The organism is Bacillus sp. FSL R9-9492 (genome assembly GCF_038007365.1).
GTDB lineage: Bacteria > Bacillota > Bacilli > Bacillales > Bacillaceae_G > Bacillus_A > Bacillus_A mycoides.
This window is the reverse complement of the sequence record NZ_JBBOXC010000001.1, coordinates 5,413,252-5,427,184: the sequence shown is the minus strand read 5'-3', so window position 1 is coordinate 5,427,184 and position 13,933 is coordinate 5,413,252. Positions and strand designations below refer to the sequence as shown.

16 protein-coding genes are annotated in these 13,933 nt (G+C 36.6%); 7 read left to right on the top strand and 9 right to left on the bottom strand.

Annotated elements, in window-relative coordinates; genetic code table 11:
* Nucleotides 1-18 precede the first annotated feature (18 nt).
* The 3 genes from MKY70_RS27925 to MKY70_RS27915 form a co-directional block, all read right to left on the bottom strand.
* On the bottom strand, nucleotides 19-312 hold the full coding sequence (locus MKY70_RS27925; protein WP_000953390.1) for a DUF3817 domain-containing protein: 294 nt from the start codon (nucleotides 310-312) through the stop codon (nucleotides 19-21).
* Between the two features lie 209 nt (nucleotides 313-521).
* The gene (locus tag MKY70_RS27920; protein ID WP_002143917.1) at nucleotides 522-1,343 is read right to left on the bottom strand and encodes a Cof-type HAD-IIB family hydrolase; all 822 of its coding nucleotides are present in this window, start codon (nucleotides 1,341-1,343) and stop codon (nucleotides 522-524) included.
* 359 nt (nucleotides 1,344-1,702) lie between these two features.
* Nucleotides 1,703-2,986: a purine/pyrimidine permease gene (locus tag MKY70_RS27915; RefSeq protein WP_341026272.1), complete on the bottom strand. Its 1,284-nt coding sequence runs from the start codon at nucleotides 2,984-2,986 to the stop codon at nucleotides 1,703-1,705.
* 95 nt (nucleotides 2,987-3,081) lie between these two features.
* Between MKY70_RS27915 and MKY70_RS27910 the strand changes: the two genes are divergently transcribed.
* From MKY70_RS27910 to MKY70_RS27900, 3 genes are all read left to right on the top strand, one after another.
* Nucleotides 3,082-4,074 (top strand): potassium channel family protein, encoded by a 993-nt coding sequence (locus MKY70_RS27910; protein WP_002143915.1) that lies wholly within the window; start codon nucleotides 3,082-3,084, stop codon nucleotides 4,072-4,074.
* Between the two features lie 6 nt (nucleotides 4,075-4,080).
* Complete coding sequence (locus MKY70_RS27905) at nucleotides 4,081-4,368, top strand: YwdI family protein (protein ID WP_001198367.1); 288 nt, start codon at nucleotides 4,081-4,083, stop codon at nucleotides 4,366-4,368.
* Nucleotides 4,369-4,431: 63 nt separating this feature from the next.
* Nucleotides 4,432-4,800 (top strand): DUF423 domain-containing protein, encoded by a 369-nt coding sequence (locus tag MKY70_RS27900; protein ID WP_002016371.1) that lies wholly within the window; start codon nucleotides 4,432-4,434, stop codon nucleotides 4,798-4,800.
* Nucleotides 4,801-4,831: 31 nt separating this feature from the next.
* Here the strand turns inward: MKY70_RS27900 and gerQ are convergent, their stop codons facing one another.
* The 4 genes from gerQ to hemQ form a co-directional block, all read right to left on the bottom strand.
* Nucleotides 4,832-5,269, bottom strand: a complete 438-nt coding sequence (gerQ, locus tag MKY70_RS27895) for a spore coat protein GerQ (protein WP_002143914.1) — start codon at nucleotides 5,267-5,269, stop codon at nucleotides 4,832-4,834.
* Nucleotides 5,270-5,296: 27 nt separating this feature from the next.
* Nucleotides 5,297-5,719, bottom strand: a complete 423-nt coding sequence (gene cwlJ / locus MKY70_RS27890; protein WP_000538158.1) for a cell wall hydrolase CwlJ — start codon at nucleotides 5,717-5,719, stop codon at nucleotides 5,297-5,299.
* A 175-nt stretch (nucleotides 5,720-5,894) separates the two neighbouring features.
* Nucleotides 5,895-7,172: a serine hydrolase gene (locus MKY70_RS27885; protein WP_002143912.1), complete on the bottom strand. Its 1,278-nt coding sequence runs from the start codon at nucleotides 7,170-7,172 to the stop codon at nucleotides 5,895-5,897.
* Between the two features lie 195 nt (nucleotides 7,173-7,367).
* Entirely contained in the window at nucleotides 7,368-8,111 is a 744-nt protein-coding gene (gene hemQ / locus MKY70_RS27880) for a hydrogen peroxide-dependent heme synthase (protein ID WP_002089820.1), read from the bottom strand.
* 277 nt (nucleotides 8,112-8,388) lie between these two features.
* On the opposite strand from hemQ, the gene pta reads away from it, so the two are divergent.
* Nucleotides 8,389-9,360 carry a phosphate acetyltransferase gene (gene pta, locus MKY70_RS27875; protein WP_002016367.1) on the top strand — a complete coding sequence of 324 codons (972 nt, stop codon included), beginning with the start codon at nucleotides 8,389-8,391 and terminating at the stop codon, nucleotides 9,358-9,360.
* 69 nt (nucleotides 9,361-9,429) lie between these two features.
* Here pta and MKY70_RS27870 read toward each other — a convergent pair whose 3' ends face one another.
* Together MKY70_RS27870 and MKY70_RS27865 are read right to left on the bottom strand one after the other, a co-directional pair.
* Complete coding sequence (locus tag MKY70_RS27870) at nucleotides 9,430-10,275, bottom strand: lipoate--protein ligase family protein (protein ID WP_002034931.1); 846 nt, start codon at nucleotides 10,273-10,275, stop codon at nucleotides 9,430-9,432.
* 127 nt (nucleotides 10,276-10,402) lie between these two features.
* Nucleotides 10,403-11,098, bottom strand: a complete 696-nt coding sequence (locus tag MKY70_RS27865; protein ID WP_002016365.1) for an RsfA family transcriptional regulator — start codon at nucleotides 11,096-11,098, stop codon at nucleotides 10,403-10,405.
* Nucleotides 11,099-11,387: 289 nt separating this feature from the next.
* Between MKY70_RS27865 and MKY70_RS27860 the strand changes: the two genes are divergently transcribed.
* The 3 genes from MKY70_RS27860 to MKY70_RS27850 all read left to right on the top strand — a co-directional run bounded on the left by MKY70_RS27860 (nucleotide 11,388) and on the right by MKY70_RS27850 (nucleotide 13,918).
* The gene (locus MKY70_RS27860) at nucleotides 11,388-11,612 is read left to right on the top strand and encodes a DUF1450 domain-containing protein (protein WP_000526075.1); all 225 of its coding nucleotides are present in this window, start codon (nucleotides 11,388-11,390) and stop codon (nucleotides 11,610-11,612) included.
* 237 nt (nucleotides 11,613-11,849) lie between these two features.
* Nucleotides 11,850-12,905, top strand: coding sequence for a FecCD family ABC transporter permease (locus tag MKY70_RS27855; RefSeq protein WP_000388282.1), 1,056 nt, complete (start codon nucleotides 11,850-11,852; stop codon nucleotides 12,903-12,905).
* The gene (locus MKY70_RS27850; protein ID WP_002130107.1) at nucleotides 12,902-13,918 is read left to right on the top strand and encodes a FecCD family ABC transporter permease; all 1,017 of its coding nucleotides are present in this window, start codon (nucleotides 12,902-12,904) and stop codon (nucleotides 13,916-13,918) included. Before MKY70_RS27855 ends, MKY70_RS27850 begins: the two co-directional genes overlap by 4 nt.
* The last annotated feature ends 15 nt before the right edge of the window (nucleotides 13,919-13,933 follow it).

Genomic DNA, 13,933 nt, shown 5'->3' with positions numbered 1-13,933 from the left:
TTGTTAACTACCTTTTTATTATTGTTGTTCGTTCTTTAGTTTTGCATCTAGTACAAAAGTACCGAATGGGATAACTGATGAAACGAATGCCCCAAGTGCCCATAAAATTGATTTACGGTGTACGATTGTTACTTGAATTACCGCAAAGATGAATAGAATAAATAAAACGCCATGAGCCATGCCTGTAATTTTAACAGCTGTTGCAAACCCTGCAAAATATTTTAATGGCATTGCTACAAATAATAGTAATAGGAAAGAAATCCCCTCAATTAAGCCGATTGCTCTTAATCTTCCGATTGGTGTAGATAACATGAAGTAGCCTCCTTTAATGTATGCTTGTATATAGTAAATTTGTATTCTTTTTCAAAATGAAATAGTCTATTTTGTTTCATTATATACAAAAAGAAAGTTTACACTACGAGAATAGTGCAAAGTTCAAAATATAGTCACAAAAGCGTTGTAATTTAAATAAAAACCTATTTGAAGTGTTTGACTTCAAATAGGTTTTATGAATGAAAATATTAAACAAGTACTTCCGTTTTTAAAACGAATTTCTCTACAACTTTTGCAACGCCATCGTTCATATTTGTATCTGTTACATAGTTTGCAATTTCTTTAATATCATCTGGTGCATTGCCCATCGCAACGCCAAGACCAGCAAATTCAATCATCGCTTGATCGTTATAGCTATCGCCCATTGCGATAACTTCTTCGCGCTTAATACCAAGTTTTTGGATTAATTGGTTTAAGCTCGTTCCTTTCGTAACACCATGTTCAGTAAATTCTAAGAAGAATGGTTTAGAGCGCATAACGCTTAATTGACCTTCTAGTTGTTTTTGTAGTTTCTTTTCTACTTCAACAAGGCGTTCAGCTTCTTTATTCATTAATACTTTTACTACAGGTTCTTTAACAGCAGTTTTAAAATCATCTACTTCAATAATCGGCATGCCAGTAATTTCGCCCTCAATTTTAGTATAAGGATTATTTTCTTCTGTTACGATATCATCGCCAATATAAGTATGAATCCATACATCTTCAGTTTTACTAATTTCAAATAGGTTGTGAACGATTTCAGGAGATAGCGTGCTACTGAAGATTTCTTCATTTGTTTTACAGTTAATAATTTTTGCGCCGTTAAAAGATAGAATGAAGCTACCGTATTCCTCTAAACGAAGTTCTTTTGCAACATTGCGCATACCAAACGTTGGGCGCCCAGAAGCAAGTACAACTTTAACTCCTTGCTCTTGTGCTGTCATTAAAGCCTCTTTCGTACGAGGTGAAATTGTATGGTCGTCGCGTAATAAAGTATCATCTAAATCTAAAACAATCATTTTATAAGTCATATAGAAAATTCCTTTCTTTGTTGAAATAGAAATAAATTTTTATGAAGATAGTGGGGAATATATAGTAAGACATCGAACTTCTTTGCATGAAACTAGGAGAAGTTCTGCATTGTTAGTATAAATTATCATGAGCGTGTTGCCCATGATAATTTATCCCGCTATTTGCCGGGCAGTAAGACTCCCACCTCAAAATTTAGCTGGAGCAAAGAAGTTAGGTGGGAGATTAACTGCCCGTAAACGCCCGATTGGTGCGGGCTAATAATCAGTGGGGATGAACAAAAACCCCACTGATTAAAGTTTCACTTTATCATTATCGTAACAACTCTAAAGATAGAGTGCAATAATGGAAGTTTTCCAATTTACGATGGTTGTTTTTCGTGCGAACGAGAAAATAATATTTCCAGCAAGATAGCCATTACAGATCCAAGAACAAGACCGTTACTTAAAAATGAAGCCAAAAATGGTGGTAGCGTAGAAAACGCTCCTGCTGGAACGAACATAACGCCGACTCCTGTAAAGATTGAAAGGCCTGCTACTTTAAATAATTGTTCTTTATTTTGTACAGTGTCATATTCGCGGAAAGCTAGACCAATCATGCTTGCAAATACAGGATAAATTGCAGAATACCCAACTGCAACGGGGATGGCTGCAAAGAATGAAGTAATCTTTGGGAATATACTAACAAGAATGATAAAGCTTGACCCTAACATAAATGGAAGGCGCTTATAAATATTTGTCGTTGCAATAAATCCTGCGGATCCAGAAATGGCAACAGGACCAATGGCTGAAAATAGACCGCCTAGCAATTGATTTATTCCTGTTATAATGCCAGCTTGTTTGAAGCGATCTGGAGCAGCATCTTCTTCATACTTAGAAACAACCTTTTGTACAACGCGAATACTTGCTAACATATTTGTTAGCAGTAGTAGTGTGACGAAAACTACCGTAATTGCCATGTTCCATTCAATGCGAGGCATTCCGAAAACAAATAGAGATGGAAGACGAATTATATCTGTCACAGGTGTTACTGGATTAGATAATCCGAAGCACGCAAATAATATCCAGCCGCAGACGATACTGAAAAGAACGGAATATCGTCCAATAATAGGTAGCTTCATAATGAAAAAAGATAGTAAAATAACAATGAGTGAAAGAATAAATACCTTTGGCTGTACTTCTGTATGTTGTCCATCAAGGCCAAACATGCCTTTTAAGAAGGAGCCACTAAGTTGTGCGACCAAAAGGAATAAATACGTTCCAATTACTGTAGGTGTAAAGTAGCGAACTAGTTTATCGATAAGTCCAAAAACACTAAGAATAATACAAATAATTCCGCTTAGTAGGAAAGCGTACTGAAGGACCTTAAGTGTTTCATTACTTGATCCAAATAATACGACGCCTAAACTTGCATACAGGGAGAAAATTCCCCACCAAAGGCCTGCGGGACCTTCTTGAATAGGAAGTTTATGCCCAAATATAGCTTGCAGTAGGCCGGCAAAACCGAGAACAAATAATGTTCTTTGTACAAACGCGATAGCTTCAGTGCCGTCAAGGCCGTAACTAGTTGCGACACTAATTGGTACAATAAGACTTCCAGCTAAAATAAATAGTGCCCATTGTAAGGCAGAAAGAAATAGCTTCATTATATCAACCTCTTTCATAGATTCCGTTTCTAGTATATAGGTATTTCATTTCCTTTGGCAAAGATTGTAGATAGAGAAAAGAGTTGAAATATAATATGAATGCACGTAAGCAATTATGGATAGCAGTTATATGTATGACCTTTGTTGTAATTTTAGGGACGATAGGATTTATGACAATTGAAGAGATTAGCTTGTTTCAAGCATTTTGGATGACGATGATTACTGTATTAACGGTTGGATATGGTGATGTAGTGCCTATAACACAGGCGGGGAAATTTTTTGCGCTCCTTATTATACCTGTTGGCGTCGGTATCGTTACGTATGCAATGGGGGTAGTTGCAGCTATGATCATTGAGGGTAACTTATTTCATGCAGTGCGGAGGAAGAAGATGGATAAACAAATAGCACAGTTACAAAAGCATATTATAGTATGTGGTTGTGGAAGAGTAGGGCTTCAAGTTGTACATGAATTAAAGGAAAAGAAAATCCCATTTGTAGTTGTGGATAAAGATGAAAGTATATTCGAACAGGAAAAGCTTTTATATGTACATGGGGATGCAACTGAAGATCAAGTGTTACATAATGCCGGAATTTCGAAGGCAGCCGGTCTAGTTGCTATTGTAGCAAACGATGCTGAAAATGTATTTATTACATTAACGGCAAGAGGGCTTAATGATACAATTAAAATTGTAGCAAGAGCTGAAAAGCCAGAAACAGAAGAAAAATTACGGCGCGCTGGTGCAAATAAGGTTATTAATCCATCTAGTATGGCAGGGATTCATATCGCAAAAGGTATTGCGAATCCGTTAACAGTTCATTATATTGATACAGTATTGTATGGAATAGAGCAATCATTTGTAATTGAAGAAATTCAAGTTGGTAAAGATTCTATCTTAGCTAGTAAATCGTTATTAGAGAGTAATGTGAGAAATCAATTTGATGTAACAATTTTAGCGATTTTAAGAGATGGGTATATTATCCATAATCCAACGGGGCAGGAAAAACTGCAAGAACATGATATGATAATAGTATTTGGTTCAGTGGAGAAACTGGGGCAATTTGAGAAAGAACTACAAAGTAAGAGGTGACAAGGAATGCAAGTATCTAGCGATAAGGTTTTAAATAAAATGGCGAGTGAAATTGCAAAGGCAAAAAGTAGTGAAGGACAAAAATCAAAAGAGCATTTATTAGTTGTGCGTGCATTATGTGATTTATTATTAGATGAACAAGTTGAGCCTTCTACGTATAGAGAACCACAAGTTCAATCACAAATAATCGGATCTCAGCCTATAACAACAGTTCAACCGGTTATGCCAGTTTCTGGAGAACCTGTGTATATAAAAGAAGAAGGTGCAAATGGTAATTCTTTATTTGATTTTTAGGGATTAAATCGTTTGGATTATATGTGAAAATTGCTTATGATAAAAATAAAAAGGGGAATTAAGATGAAAATTTTCTTTTTACTAGGTTGTATTGCAGCGGGGCTATCTGTTGCATTAGGGGCTTTTGGAGCACATGGTTTAGAAAATAAAATTTCTGCAAAAATGTTAGAAGTGTGGAAGACGGGCGTTACATATCAAATGTTTCATGCAGGTGGCTTATTCGTAGTTGCTCTATTAATGGATAAAATGCAATCATCACTTTTAAGCACTGCGGGTTGGCTTATGGTAGCTGGGATTATTATGTTCTCAGGCAGTCTTTATGCATTAAGTACAACAGGTATTAAATTCTTTGGCCCAATTACACCCCTTGGTGGTGTAGCGTTTATTGTGGCGTGGATTTTAGTCGGAACTGCAGTTGTAAAAGGGTTATAAAAAACAAAAGCTGGCATTCGCCAGCTTTTTTTTATGGTCTTGGAGCATAAGTTGCTTGTTGACCAGGTAAATACGTAATTTCTCCTGGGAATTCTACATAATCTAAATAAATCATTAGTAGTAAAAAGCGTTTTCCAGATTTCGGCTCACTAATTACGATATGATCACGGCCAGCTGCCTCGATGATCCCTGTATAAGATTGTGTACCAAGCGAACTACCGCGTTCATAAGTCATTACAACTGTAGCTGGTTTACCTTTGTTTAAACGAAGGATGTTTTCAATATACGATTGCTCTAGTGGTAACATCCCTTGAGAAACTGCAAGTTGAGCTTGAGCAGCTTGTTGTTGCATCGCTTGCTGTTGTTGTTGCTGTTGCTGCTGCTGTGGGGTCATTTGTTGCGGTTGCACATAAGTTCCAGATGGTTGATAAAAACCTGTTCCGTAGTACGGGTTTTGTTGCTGTGTCATTCAAAAATCCCTCCTCATTTTCATTCCTTAATATACGCCTGGACAATCTCCACCAGATGGTTGGAAGAAGCAGTGTTTTTTAAAGCGACCAGAATTTTGTTGGTCATACCAAGTTGGTGGGCAAGGACCTTCAGGTCTAAAGAACCATAAGGCGAAGTTGGCGGGCCAAAAACGTTGTCCCTGAATTGTCCGGCGGGCTAAGGCAATATCTTGTTCTCTCGCTCGTTGATAAAAATACCCTTTTTGAGTTGCTTCAAAACCACCAGGATTTTGATAAACCATTTGACGTAAATTACGTATTTTTTTGAAATCTAAACAATTTCCGCGGACACGATTTACCCCAACGTTTCCGACCATTAACATCCCTTGTTGGCCTTCTCCTTCGGCTTCAGCACGCATCAGTCTAGCTAATAACTTAACATCTTCTTCGTTATACGCGATAACACCCATTATGTGTCACCTCTCTTTTTGGAATGCCTTGTAGAAAGAGGTTCATTTCTAGATGAAGTGTGGAACAATTACTAGTTCATACGTATGAGAAAAAGGACGCAGATATGACAACCAAACGAAGTTTTACATCTAGAGGGGAAAATAAAAAAAGCTAGCGTGAGCTAGCTTTTCATCATTAAAATACTTTAGACCATAAGTTTGAGAAGAAATCGCCAATTGAACGCATTGTTAATACGAACCAATTTGCTTTTTCTACTTCTTCAGTCGCTTTTGCAGTAACTTTTATACTTTTATTTCCGTCTAAGAAACCATATTTATCAGTTGGTTCTAAGACGATTGAACCTACCTTTGCATCTTTCTTAATAGGAGCAACTAAATGCCCATCTTCAGCAAGTGATTTATCTGCTTCAGTAGAAATTTTGTAAGGTGATTTGCTACCTTTTGTAGTAACTACTGTCACTTCTTTTTCTGGTGCAACTGTTACGTAGTCTTCTTTTCCTTTTACTACAGAAATTTTGTTGTTTTTATCTATTTTTAATTTCTGTTTTTCGAAGTTATTAAATCCATATTCAATTAATGCGCGAGATTCTGTGAAACGTTCGTCCATTGATTTCGTTTTAATAATAACAGATATAAGACGTAAATCACCGCGTTTTGCTGTAATGGTAAAACCATACCCAGCTGTATCGGAACTTCCTGTTTTTAAACCATCTGCTCCTTCATAAGAGAAAGCAGCACCTGGTAACATCCAGTTCCAATTTTCCATACGAATTGGTTTTGGATGATTATCTGGGAAGTTTCTAAATCTTTGTTTTGTATCCTCTAGCATTTCTGGATACTTTGTAATAATTGTTTTTGAAAGAATACCCATATCGCGAGCTGACATGGAGTTTTCTCCATTCGGATCAGTTCCTTCAGGATGTTTTCCTTTTAAATCAGCGTTATTTAACCCAGTAGCGTTTACAAATTTATATTTCTTTAACCCTAGTTTTTTCGCATGTTCATTTGCGAGATTTAAGAAGTTCTTTTCACTTCCTGCAAGTAATTCTGCTAAAGCAATACTAGATCCATTTGCAGAGAAGATAACGATAGAATGGTATAATTCTCTTACAGTATATTGACGTCCTTTTTCGAACGGCACGTTAGAGAATTCATTATTACGTGAAACTTCATAAGCGTAATCAGAAATAGTTACTTTCGTATCCCAAGTGATTTTTCCTTCTTTAATTGCTTCTAATACGGCATAAATAACAATTAATTTTGACATACTAGCGATAGCTAGTAATTCATCTGGATTTTGTTCATGCAGTATTTTTCCTGTATCCGCATCAAATAGCAGTGCAGCAGCTGCCTCTATATGTATTTTTTCTTCTGCATGGGATGTTGTTACTCCTAAGGAAGAAATTGACAATAGAGACACTAGTAAAATAGACAAGATTTTCTTCATATACATTATCACCTTCGCATCTTTATTAGCATATAGCCCGTACCATTTTAGCATAAATTTGGATATAGAAAGGTTACAATTTTGTAAGGAAATTGAAAAGAATTTGTCGATTTTTGTTCAAATTTGCAGAGAAAAGAAGCTTTTTGAGGAGAAATATAGAGGGTAATAAAAAAGGAACGAATTTCGTTCCTTTTTTACGATTTATATGTGTAAAAATTTCTCTACCTTTTCGTCTGGTAAAATGTTTCCAACGAAAAATGTTCCGAATTCACCATAACGAGCACTTACTTCATCGAAGCGCATTTCATATATAAGTTTCTTAAATTGAAGAACATCGTCAGCAAATAATGTTACGCCCCACTCAAAATCGTCAAATCCAACTGATCCTGAAATAACTTGGCGCACTTTACCTGCGTACTGGCGACCGATTTTGCTATGGCTGTACATAAGTTTCTTACGTTCATCCATAGGAAGCATATACCAGTTATCATTACCTTGGCGACGCTTATCCATTGGATAGAAGCAAATGTGATTTGCTTTCGGTAACTCAGGATATAAGCGAGCTAAGATTTGTGGGTTTTGGTATGGGTCTTCATCAGCTGGAAGATAGTTGCTTAGTTCAACAACAGATACGTAAGAATATGCAGGAACTAAATATTCAGCTAATGTTGTTTTATTTAATTCTGTTTCGATTTCATTTAACTCTTCCATTGTTGGACGTAAGATCATAAGCATAATATCTGCTTTTTGACCAACAACTGTATACATTGCATGACTGCCTTTTTTTGCAGTAGCTACTTCGTTCCATTTTTCAACGACATTTAAAAATTCAGACACTGCTTGTCCGCGTTCGTCACTAGATAATGTTTTCCATGCTGCCCAATCAATAGAACGTAAATCATGTAAACAATACCAGCCATCTAACGTTGTTGTTGCTTCACTCATTCTATTCACCTCAGTTAATGATATTTTACACGTTAACTATAGCATATATAGGATTAAAAACATCTACATAAAGTTTCGGCGCATAAAACTGTCACATTTATATTTACTGGAAAACGGGAGAAAATAAGGCTTAAGTAGGCATTATTTCTCGGCTGAATTTTATGAAAATATAATCATTTTCATTTTATCTATTTTTTGGGAGCTATAAGTTTAAAATATAGCTGAAAAGAAGTATTCTTAAAGGTAGAGTTTTTAACATTTGTAGGAGGGTTTATTCGTGAGCAATTTATTTACAGCAGTAAAAGAAAAAGTTCAAGGAAAAGGCATTTCTATCGTACTTCCTGAAGGAACTGATGAAAGAATTTTAGGCGCTGCAGAGCGTTTAGCAAAAGAAGAGTTAGTAAAACCAATTTTAGTTGGTAATAAAGAAGAAATTAGCGCAAAAGCTGCTAGCATGAACTTAACATTAGCAGGCGTTGATATTTACGATCCAGCTACATACGAAGAGATGGATGCAATGGTAGCATCTTTCGTTGAACGCCGTAAAGGTAAAGCAACAGAAGAAGATGCTCGTAAAATTCTTAAAGACGAAAACTACTTCGGTACAATGCTTGTATACATGGGCAAAGCACAAGGTTTAGTAAGTGGTGCAGCTCACTCTACAGCTGATACAGTTCGTCCAGCACTTCAAATTATTAAAACAAAACCAGGCGTTACAAAAACTTCAGGCGTATTCATCATGGTACGTGAAGAAGAGAAGTATGTATTCGCTGATTGCGCAATTAACATTGCACCAAACAGCCAAGATTTAGCTGAAATTGGTATCGAAAGTGCGAAAACTGCTGAACTATTCGGTATTGACCCACGCGTTGCTATGTTAAGCTTCTCTACAAAAGGTTCTGCGAAATCTCCAGAAACAGAAAAAGTTGTAGAAGCAACTCGCATTGCAAAAGAAATGGCTCCTGAATTAACTTTAGATGGAGAATTCCAATTCGATGCTGCATTCGTACCATCTGTAGCTGAGAAGAAAGCTCCAGGTTCTACAATTAAAGGTGATGCTAACGTATTCGTATTCCCAAGCTTAGAAGCTGGTAATATCGGCTACAAAATCGCTCAACGCTTAGGTAACTTCGAAGCAGTAGGACCAATCTTACAAGGTTTAAATATGCCTGTAAATGATCTATCTCGTGGATGTAACGAAGAAGAAGTGTACAAGTTAGCTTTAATTACAGCAGCTCAAGCACTTTAATTCTATAACGAATTAATATGAAAAAAGACCATCCTATTTCTTTTGAAATGAGGGTGGTCTTTTTGGTTTCTATTTTTCTAAACCAAGTGCCTTATTATTACGGTCAATAATACGTTGTAAATTCGTCTCATATAAAGGAACTTCATCTACTGTTAGCTGAGATGATGTTAACTTTGGAGTGAATTGTTGCAACGTTTTTAAAAGGCGCATCATTAAATCTTGCACTGTAATTGTTTCACCGAGTAATTCAGATAGTGAAGCCATCGTACTCGGTACAATTTCGGGATACGTAAATCTTGTTTCTTCGCCTTGAATTGCTACGTTGTAAAAATCACGAACGAGTGCGGCACGCTCAGATCCGCTTCCTGTCGCACATAAGTAAATTTGTACAGCAACGCCTCCGCGAATACGACGCTGAGAAATACCAGCAAATTTTTGATTGCGAATGCTCAAATCGTAGCTACCAGGACAATAAGAACCAACAATTTCTTTTGCTTCGATAGTAACATCGTAATCTTTTAACATTTCCTTAATTAAATGCCACATCGTATCGTATCCAAGGTCGATATCGATACCCTTTTCTGTTTCTTGGAATAAAAGTGATACATTTAAAACACCTTCATCAAGTACGACAGCAAGTCCACCAGAATTACGAACGATAACATTGAAGTCGTTTTCTTTTAAAAAGGAAATACCTTCTTCTAAATGTGGTAGGCGTGAATCTTGAATGCCAAGAACAATTGTATTGTGATGAACCCAAGAGCGCATTGTTGCAGCGGATAGACCATTTCCAATACTTGTGCATAACGTGTCATCCATTGCGAATGACTGAAGTGCATGGAAAGTTGGTCCTAAACTAGACTGATCTACAATACGCCACTCTGGCTGAGATAAAATCGAACGGGAATTGCTCATATAACTAACCCCTTATTTTTAAAATGACAATCTTTATTATAGCAAAAAATGTAGAAAGGGGTTTTCTCATATATAAAGGGAAGTTTAGAGGTGAAAGAATAAAAAGGATGCATTGCATGCATCCTTTTTATTCTGCAATTTTTTCTAAGTTACCGTTTCGATCCATGCGGAAAGATGTTTGTGAGCGTTCCTCATCATCCATTACTGCTAATTTACGAGCACGGTTCATAATATTCATAAGTGTTTCGTAATCCTCTTGTACAGTATGAGATTGTTGTTCTAATTTTTCTAGTTTCTTTTCTAGTTCTTCATTTCGCAGGATTTGCGTTTTAATTTCTTGTTTCAATCTCGTATTCTCGTTTTCAAGAGCTGTTACTTTTATATTTGAAGATCCAACTGTTTGTAAAAAGTAAATAACATCTTGCATTGTTATTGAGCTTTTTGGAGCAGGGACAGTCGGCTTTTGATATGGAGTAGCTTCTGTATATTGAACAGCTGTTTCATACGGTACGTGTTCTTCATAATCAGTTATCGCCGCCGCTGAAGCTGGTGGTGTGTAAAGCAAACGTTTTTTTGTCTGTTCACCGCCCGCAGCACGCATTTTATCTTTACGATGTTTTTTTGCTAGTTGAAGAGCTTGTTCATAGCTATAGCGAACAACAGCATTCCAGCGGAAACCACAAGCAGCAGATGTGCGATTTAACTGATCTCCTACTTCTTCAAAAGCATTTAATTGAGTACTTCCTTCTCGAACATGGCGAAGCACCGTTTCAGCAAGTAATAAATCGTCCTCGTCTGTCCAAGCATCTTGTCTTACTTTCATAGATTCAACTCCCTTTCTTTTTATGAACTTCCTATTTTTATAATGGGCAAAAAAATGAGCTTTTATACAAAGCTTTTAAAAATATGGTAGATTTCAATGAAGAGAAGAAATGTGGCTATGAATGATGAAAGCTTTTGAAGGAGAAAATATAAAAAATAGGTAGCTTTATATAGGAATAGAGCTACGCTCGGAGACTTGCAACAAGCTTCAAAGAGCGGTAAAATACCATTTAGTGTTTATTTTTAAATGTACTTGTGAAAAGTTTAAAATAGAGGAAGTGTTATATATAATGGGAAACGAATTTCGTGTGTGTGATGATTGTCAGGCAACGAACGTTAAAACGTTGATTCCGAAGTTAAAAAAAGTAGATTCATGTGCAACGATTGAGGTTGCATGTCAGTCTTACTGTGGCCCTGGTCGTAAAAAATCATTCGCGTTTGTAAATAATCGTCCAGTTGCGGCTCCAACAGAAGACGAATTAATTGTAAAAATTGAAGCAAAATTAAATAAGTAAGAAAAAGAAGAGTGAACAGATTACTCTTCTTTTTTTATGTCCATAAGATAGCGTTTTGTATGAATTCGTATTTCAAAATAATGGTTGACAGTCTTTTGACGTGGTAGGTAGAATAGAAAGTGTCTGATTCTGATAATCATTATCATGAAAAAGGTCAATTCACCTAATTTTTTTATTATTATTTGAGAATAAATTTCATTTTATTAAATATATGTTGTTGGTTAGGATGGTTGAGGGATGGAAGCGAGCGCAAGGAGTATAGAACAGCAAGATGTGAATGTTAAAGAGATTAAGAGCAGACCGCTCGTTGCTTCTATTATTTTAATAGCAGGCACAATTTTGTTAGCTTTAAGTATGGCAGTTTCTATTTCGTTTGGTGCAGCAGATATTAGTTTAAAGACCGTTTGGCAAGCTGTATTTCAGTTTGATGGTTCCATAACGCACCATAACGTAATTCAAGAACTTCGCATGCCTAGAGCAATAGGGGGCGTAGTTGCAGGTGCTTTTTTAGCGGTATCAGGTGCAATTATGCAAGGTATGACACGAAATCCACTTGCATCTCCATCGTTAATGGGGATTACAGATGGTGCTGTATTCGGAATTGCAATTATGTATGCATTCTTCCCTAATTCACCTTATTTAATGTTTGTTATCGCATCTTTTATTGGAGCTGCGTTTGGAGCGAGCATTGTATATGGTATTGGGTCTTCTTCACCAGGTGGATTAACGCCTGTAAAATTAGCTTTAGCAGGTGCAGCAATTAGTGCTTTATTAGGGGCAATTTCATCTGGAATTGCATTGTATTTCAACCTTGCCCAAGAGGTAAGTATGTGGAATGCAGGCGGTGTTGCCGGAGTGAAATGGCAAAGTATTAATATGTTAGTACCGATTGGTCTTGTTTGTCTCATTATAGCAATTATGATGTCGAGATATATCACAATTTTAAGCTTTGGTGAAGAAATTGCGATTGGACTTGGTCAAAATACGACATTAATTAAATTTATCGGAACAGTACTTGTTCTTGTATTAACAGGTTCTGCGGTTTCTATGGCAGGATCAGTTGGATTTGTTGGACTTGTAATTCCGCATATGACTCGTTTCCTTGTAGGCTCAGATTATAGATGGGTTATTCCATGTTCTGCGGTCTTAGGTGGATTGCTAATTGAATGTGCAGATATGTTATCTCGCGTTATTAATCCACCATTTGAAACGCCAATTGGAGCAATTACAGCGCTAATTGGGGTGCCATTCTTCCTCTACTTAGCACGTAATGAAGGGAGAGGAAAGATGTGAGGACGAGCGTCTTAACAAAAAAGAACGTTTCTATTTTAACGATTTTAGTAGGATTAATTGTTGCTGTATTTTTAATAAGTTTAAATACAGGAACATTTAAAATTCCTCCAATAGATGTATTAAAGTCATTGGTTGGATTAGGTGCAGAAGATCAATCTGTTATTTTATTTGAATTTCGTATGCCGCGTATGGTTATTGCTATATTAGTTGGTTCTGCATTAGCTATGTCAGGTGCAATTTTGCAAGGGCTATCACGAAACCCACTTGCTGATCCAGGTATTATAGGTATTAACGCCGGAGCGGGATTAACAGTTGTTGTATTCGTCTACTTTTTCTTTGGAAAAGTTGGAACTGGTACATTTTTATCTGTATTTATCCTTCCATTCTTCGCGCTAGTTGGTGCGATATTAGCAGCGGTTATTATTTATTTACTAGCATGGAAAGACGGTGTTTCATCAACTCGATTAATTCTTGTTGGTATCGCTGTTGCAGCCGGATTTGGTGCGGTTAGTTTAATTTTCTCTATGAAGATGACATCTAACGACTTCCGTTTTGCAACGATTTGGTTGGCAGGAAGTTTATGGGGAACAGATTGGAAGTTCGTACTAAGTGTACTCCCATGGATGATTATTTTCTTACCACTTGCCATTAGTAAAGCGCACATATTAAATGTAATGAATTTAGGCGACTCTACAGCAGTTGGCCTTGGTGTAAACGTAGAAAAGGAAAGACGTAAATTATTATTTATTGCAGTTTGTTTAGCTGGTGCATCTGTTGCGGTGGCGGGAGGCATTGGTTTTATCGGTTTAATGGCTCCGCATTTAGCGAGACGCCTCGTTGGTGGTAAACATCAAATTATGTTACCAACGGCTGCATTAATAGGAACGTTCTTGCTTTTATTTGCAGATGTAATTTCAAGAAGTGTGTTACCAACTTCAGAAATACCGGTCGGTCTTGTTATTTCTGTAATTGGCGCACCATATTTCATATATTTACTTATGAGGACAAAATAAAGGGAGGCTTTTTGT

Coding starts and splice junctions, on each gene's coding strand:
- MKY70_RS27910 (WP_002143915.1), top strand. CDS start 3,082: ATGAATGCACGTAAGCAATTATGGATAGCAGTTATATGTATGACCTTT.
- hemQ (WP_002089820.1), bottom strand. CDS start 8,111: ATGAGTGAAGCAACAACAACGTTAGATGGCTGGTATTGTTTACATGAT.
- MKY70_RS27870 (WP_002034931.1), bottom strand. CDS start 10,275: ATGAGCAATTCCCGTTCGATTTTATCTCAGCCAGAGTGGCGTATTGTA.
- MKY70_RS27855 (WP_000388282.1), top strand. CDS start 11,850: ATGGAAGCGAGCGCAAGGAGTATAGAACAGCAAGATGTGAATGTTAAA.
- cwlJ (WP_000538158.1), bottom strand. CDS start 5,719: ATGGGTGTTATCGCGTATAACGAAGAAGATGTTAAGTTATTAGCTAGA.
- MKY70_RS27885 (WP_002143912.1), bottom strand. CDS start 7,172: ATGTATATGAAGAAAATCTTGTCTATTTTACTAGTGTCTCTATTGTCA.
- MKY70_RS27900 (WP_002016371.1), top strand. CDS start 4,432: ATGAAAATTTTCTTTTTACTAGGTTGTATTGCAGCGGGGCTATCTGTT.
- gerQ (WP_002143914.1), bottom strand. CDS start 5,269: ATGACACAGCAACAAAACCCGTACTACGGAACAGGTTTTTATCAACCA.
- MKY70_RS27925 (WP_000953390.1), bottom strand. CDS start 312: ATGTTATCTACACCAATCGGAAGATTAAGAGCAATCGGCTTAATTGAG.
- MKY70_RS27915 (WP_341026272.1), bottom strand. CDS start 2,986: ATGAAGCTATTTCTTTCTGCCTTACAATGGGCACTATTTATTTTAGCT.
- MKY70_RS27905 (WP_001198367.1), top strand. CDS start 4,081: ATGCAAGTATCTAGCGATAAGGTTTTAAATAAAATGGCGAGTGAAATT.
- MKY70_RS27920 (WP_002143917.1), bottom strand. CDS start 1,343: ATGACTTATAAAATGATTGTTTTAGATTTAGATGATACTTTATTACGC.
- MKY70_RS27860 (WP_000526075.1), top strand. CDS start 11,388: ATGGGAAACGAATTTCGTGTGTGTGATGATTGTCAGGCAACGAACGTT.
- MKY70_RS27865 (WP_002016365.1), bottom strand. CDS start 11,098: ATGAAAGTAAGACAAGATGCTTGGACAGACGAGGACGATTTATTACTT.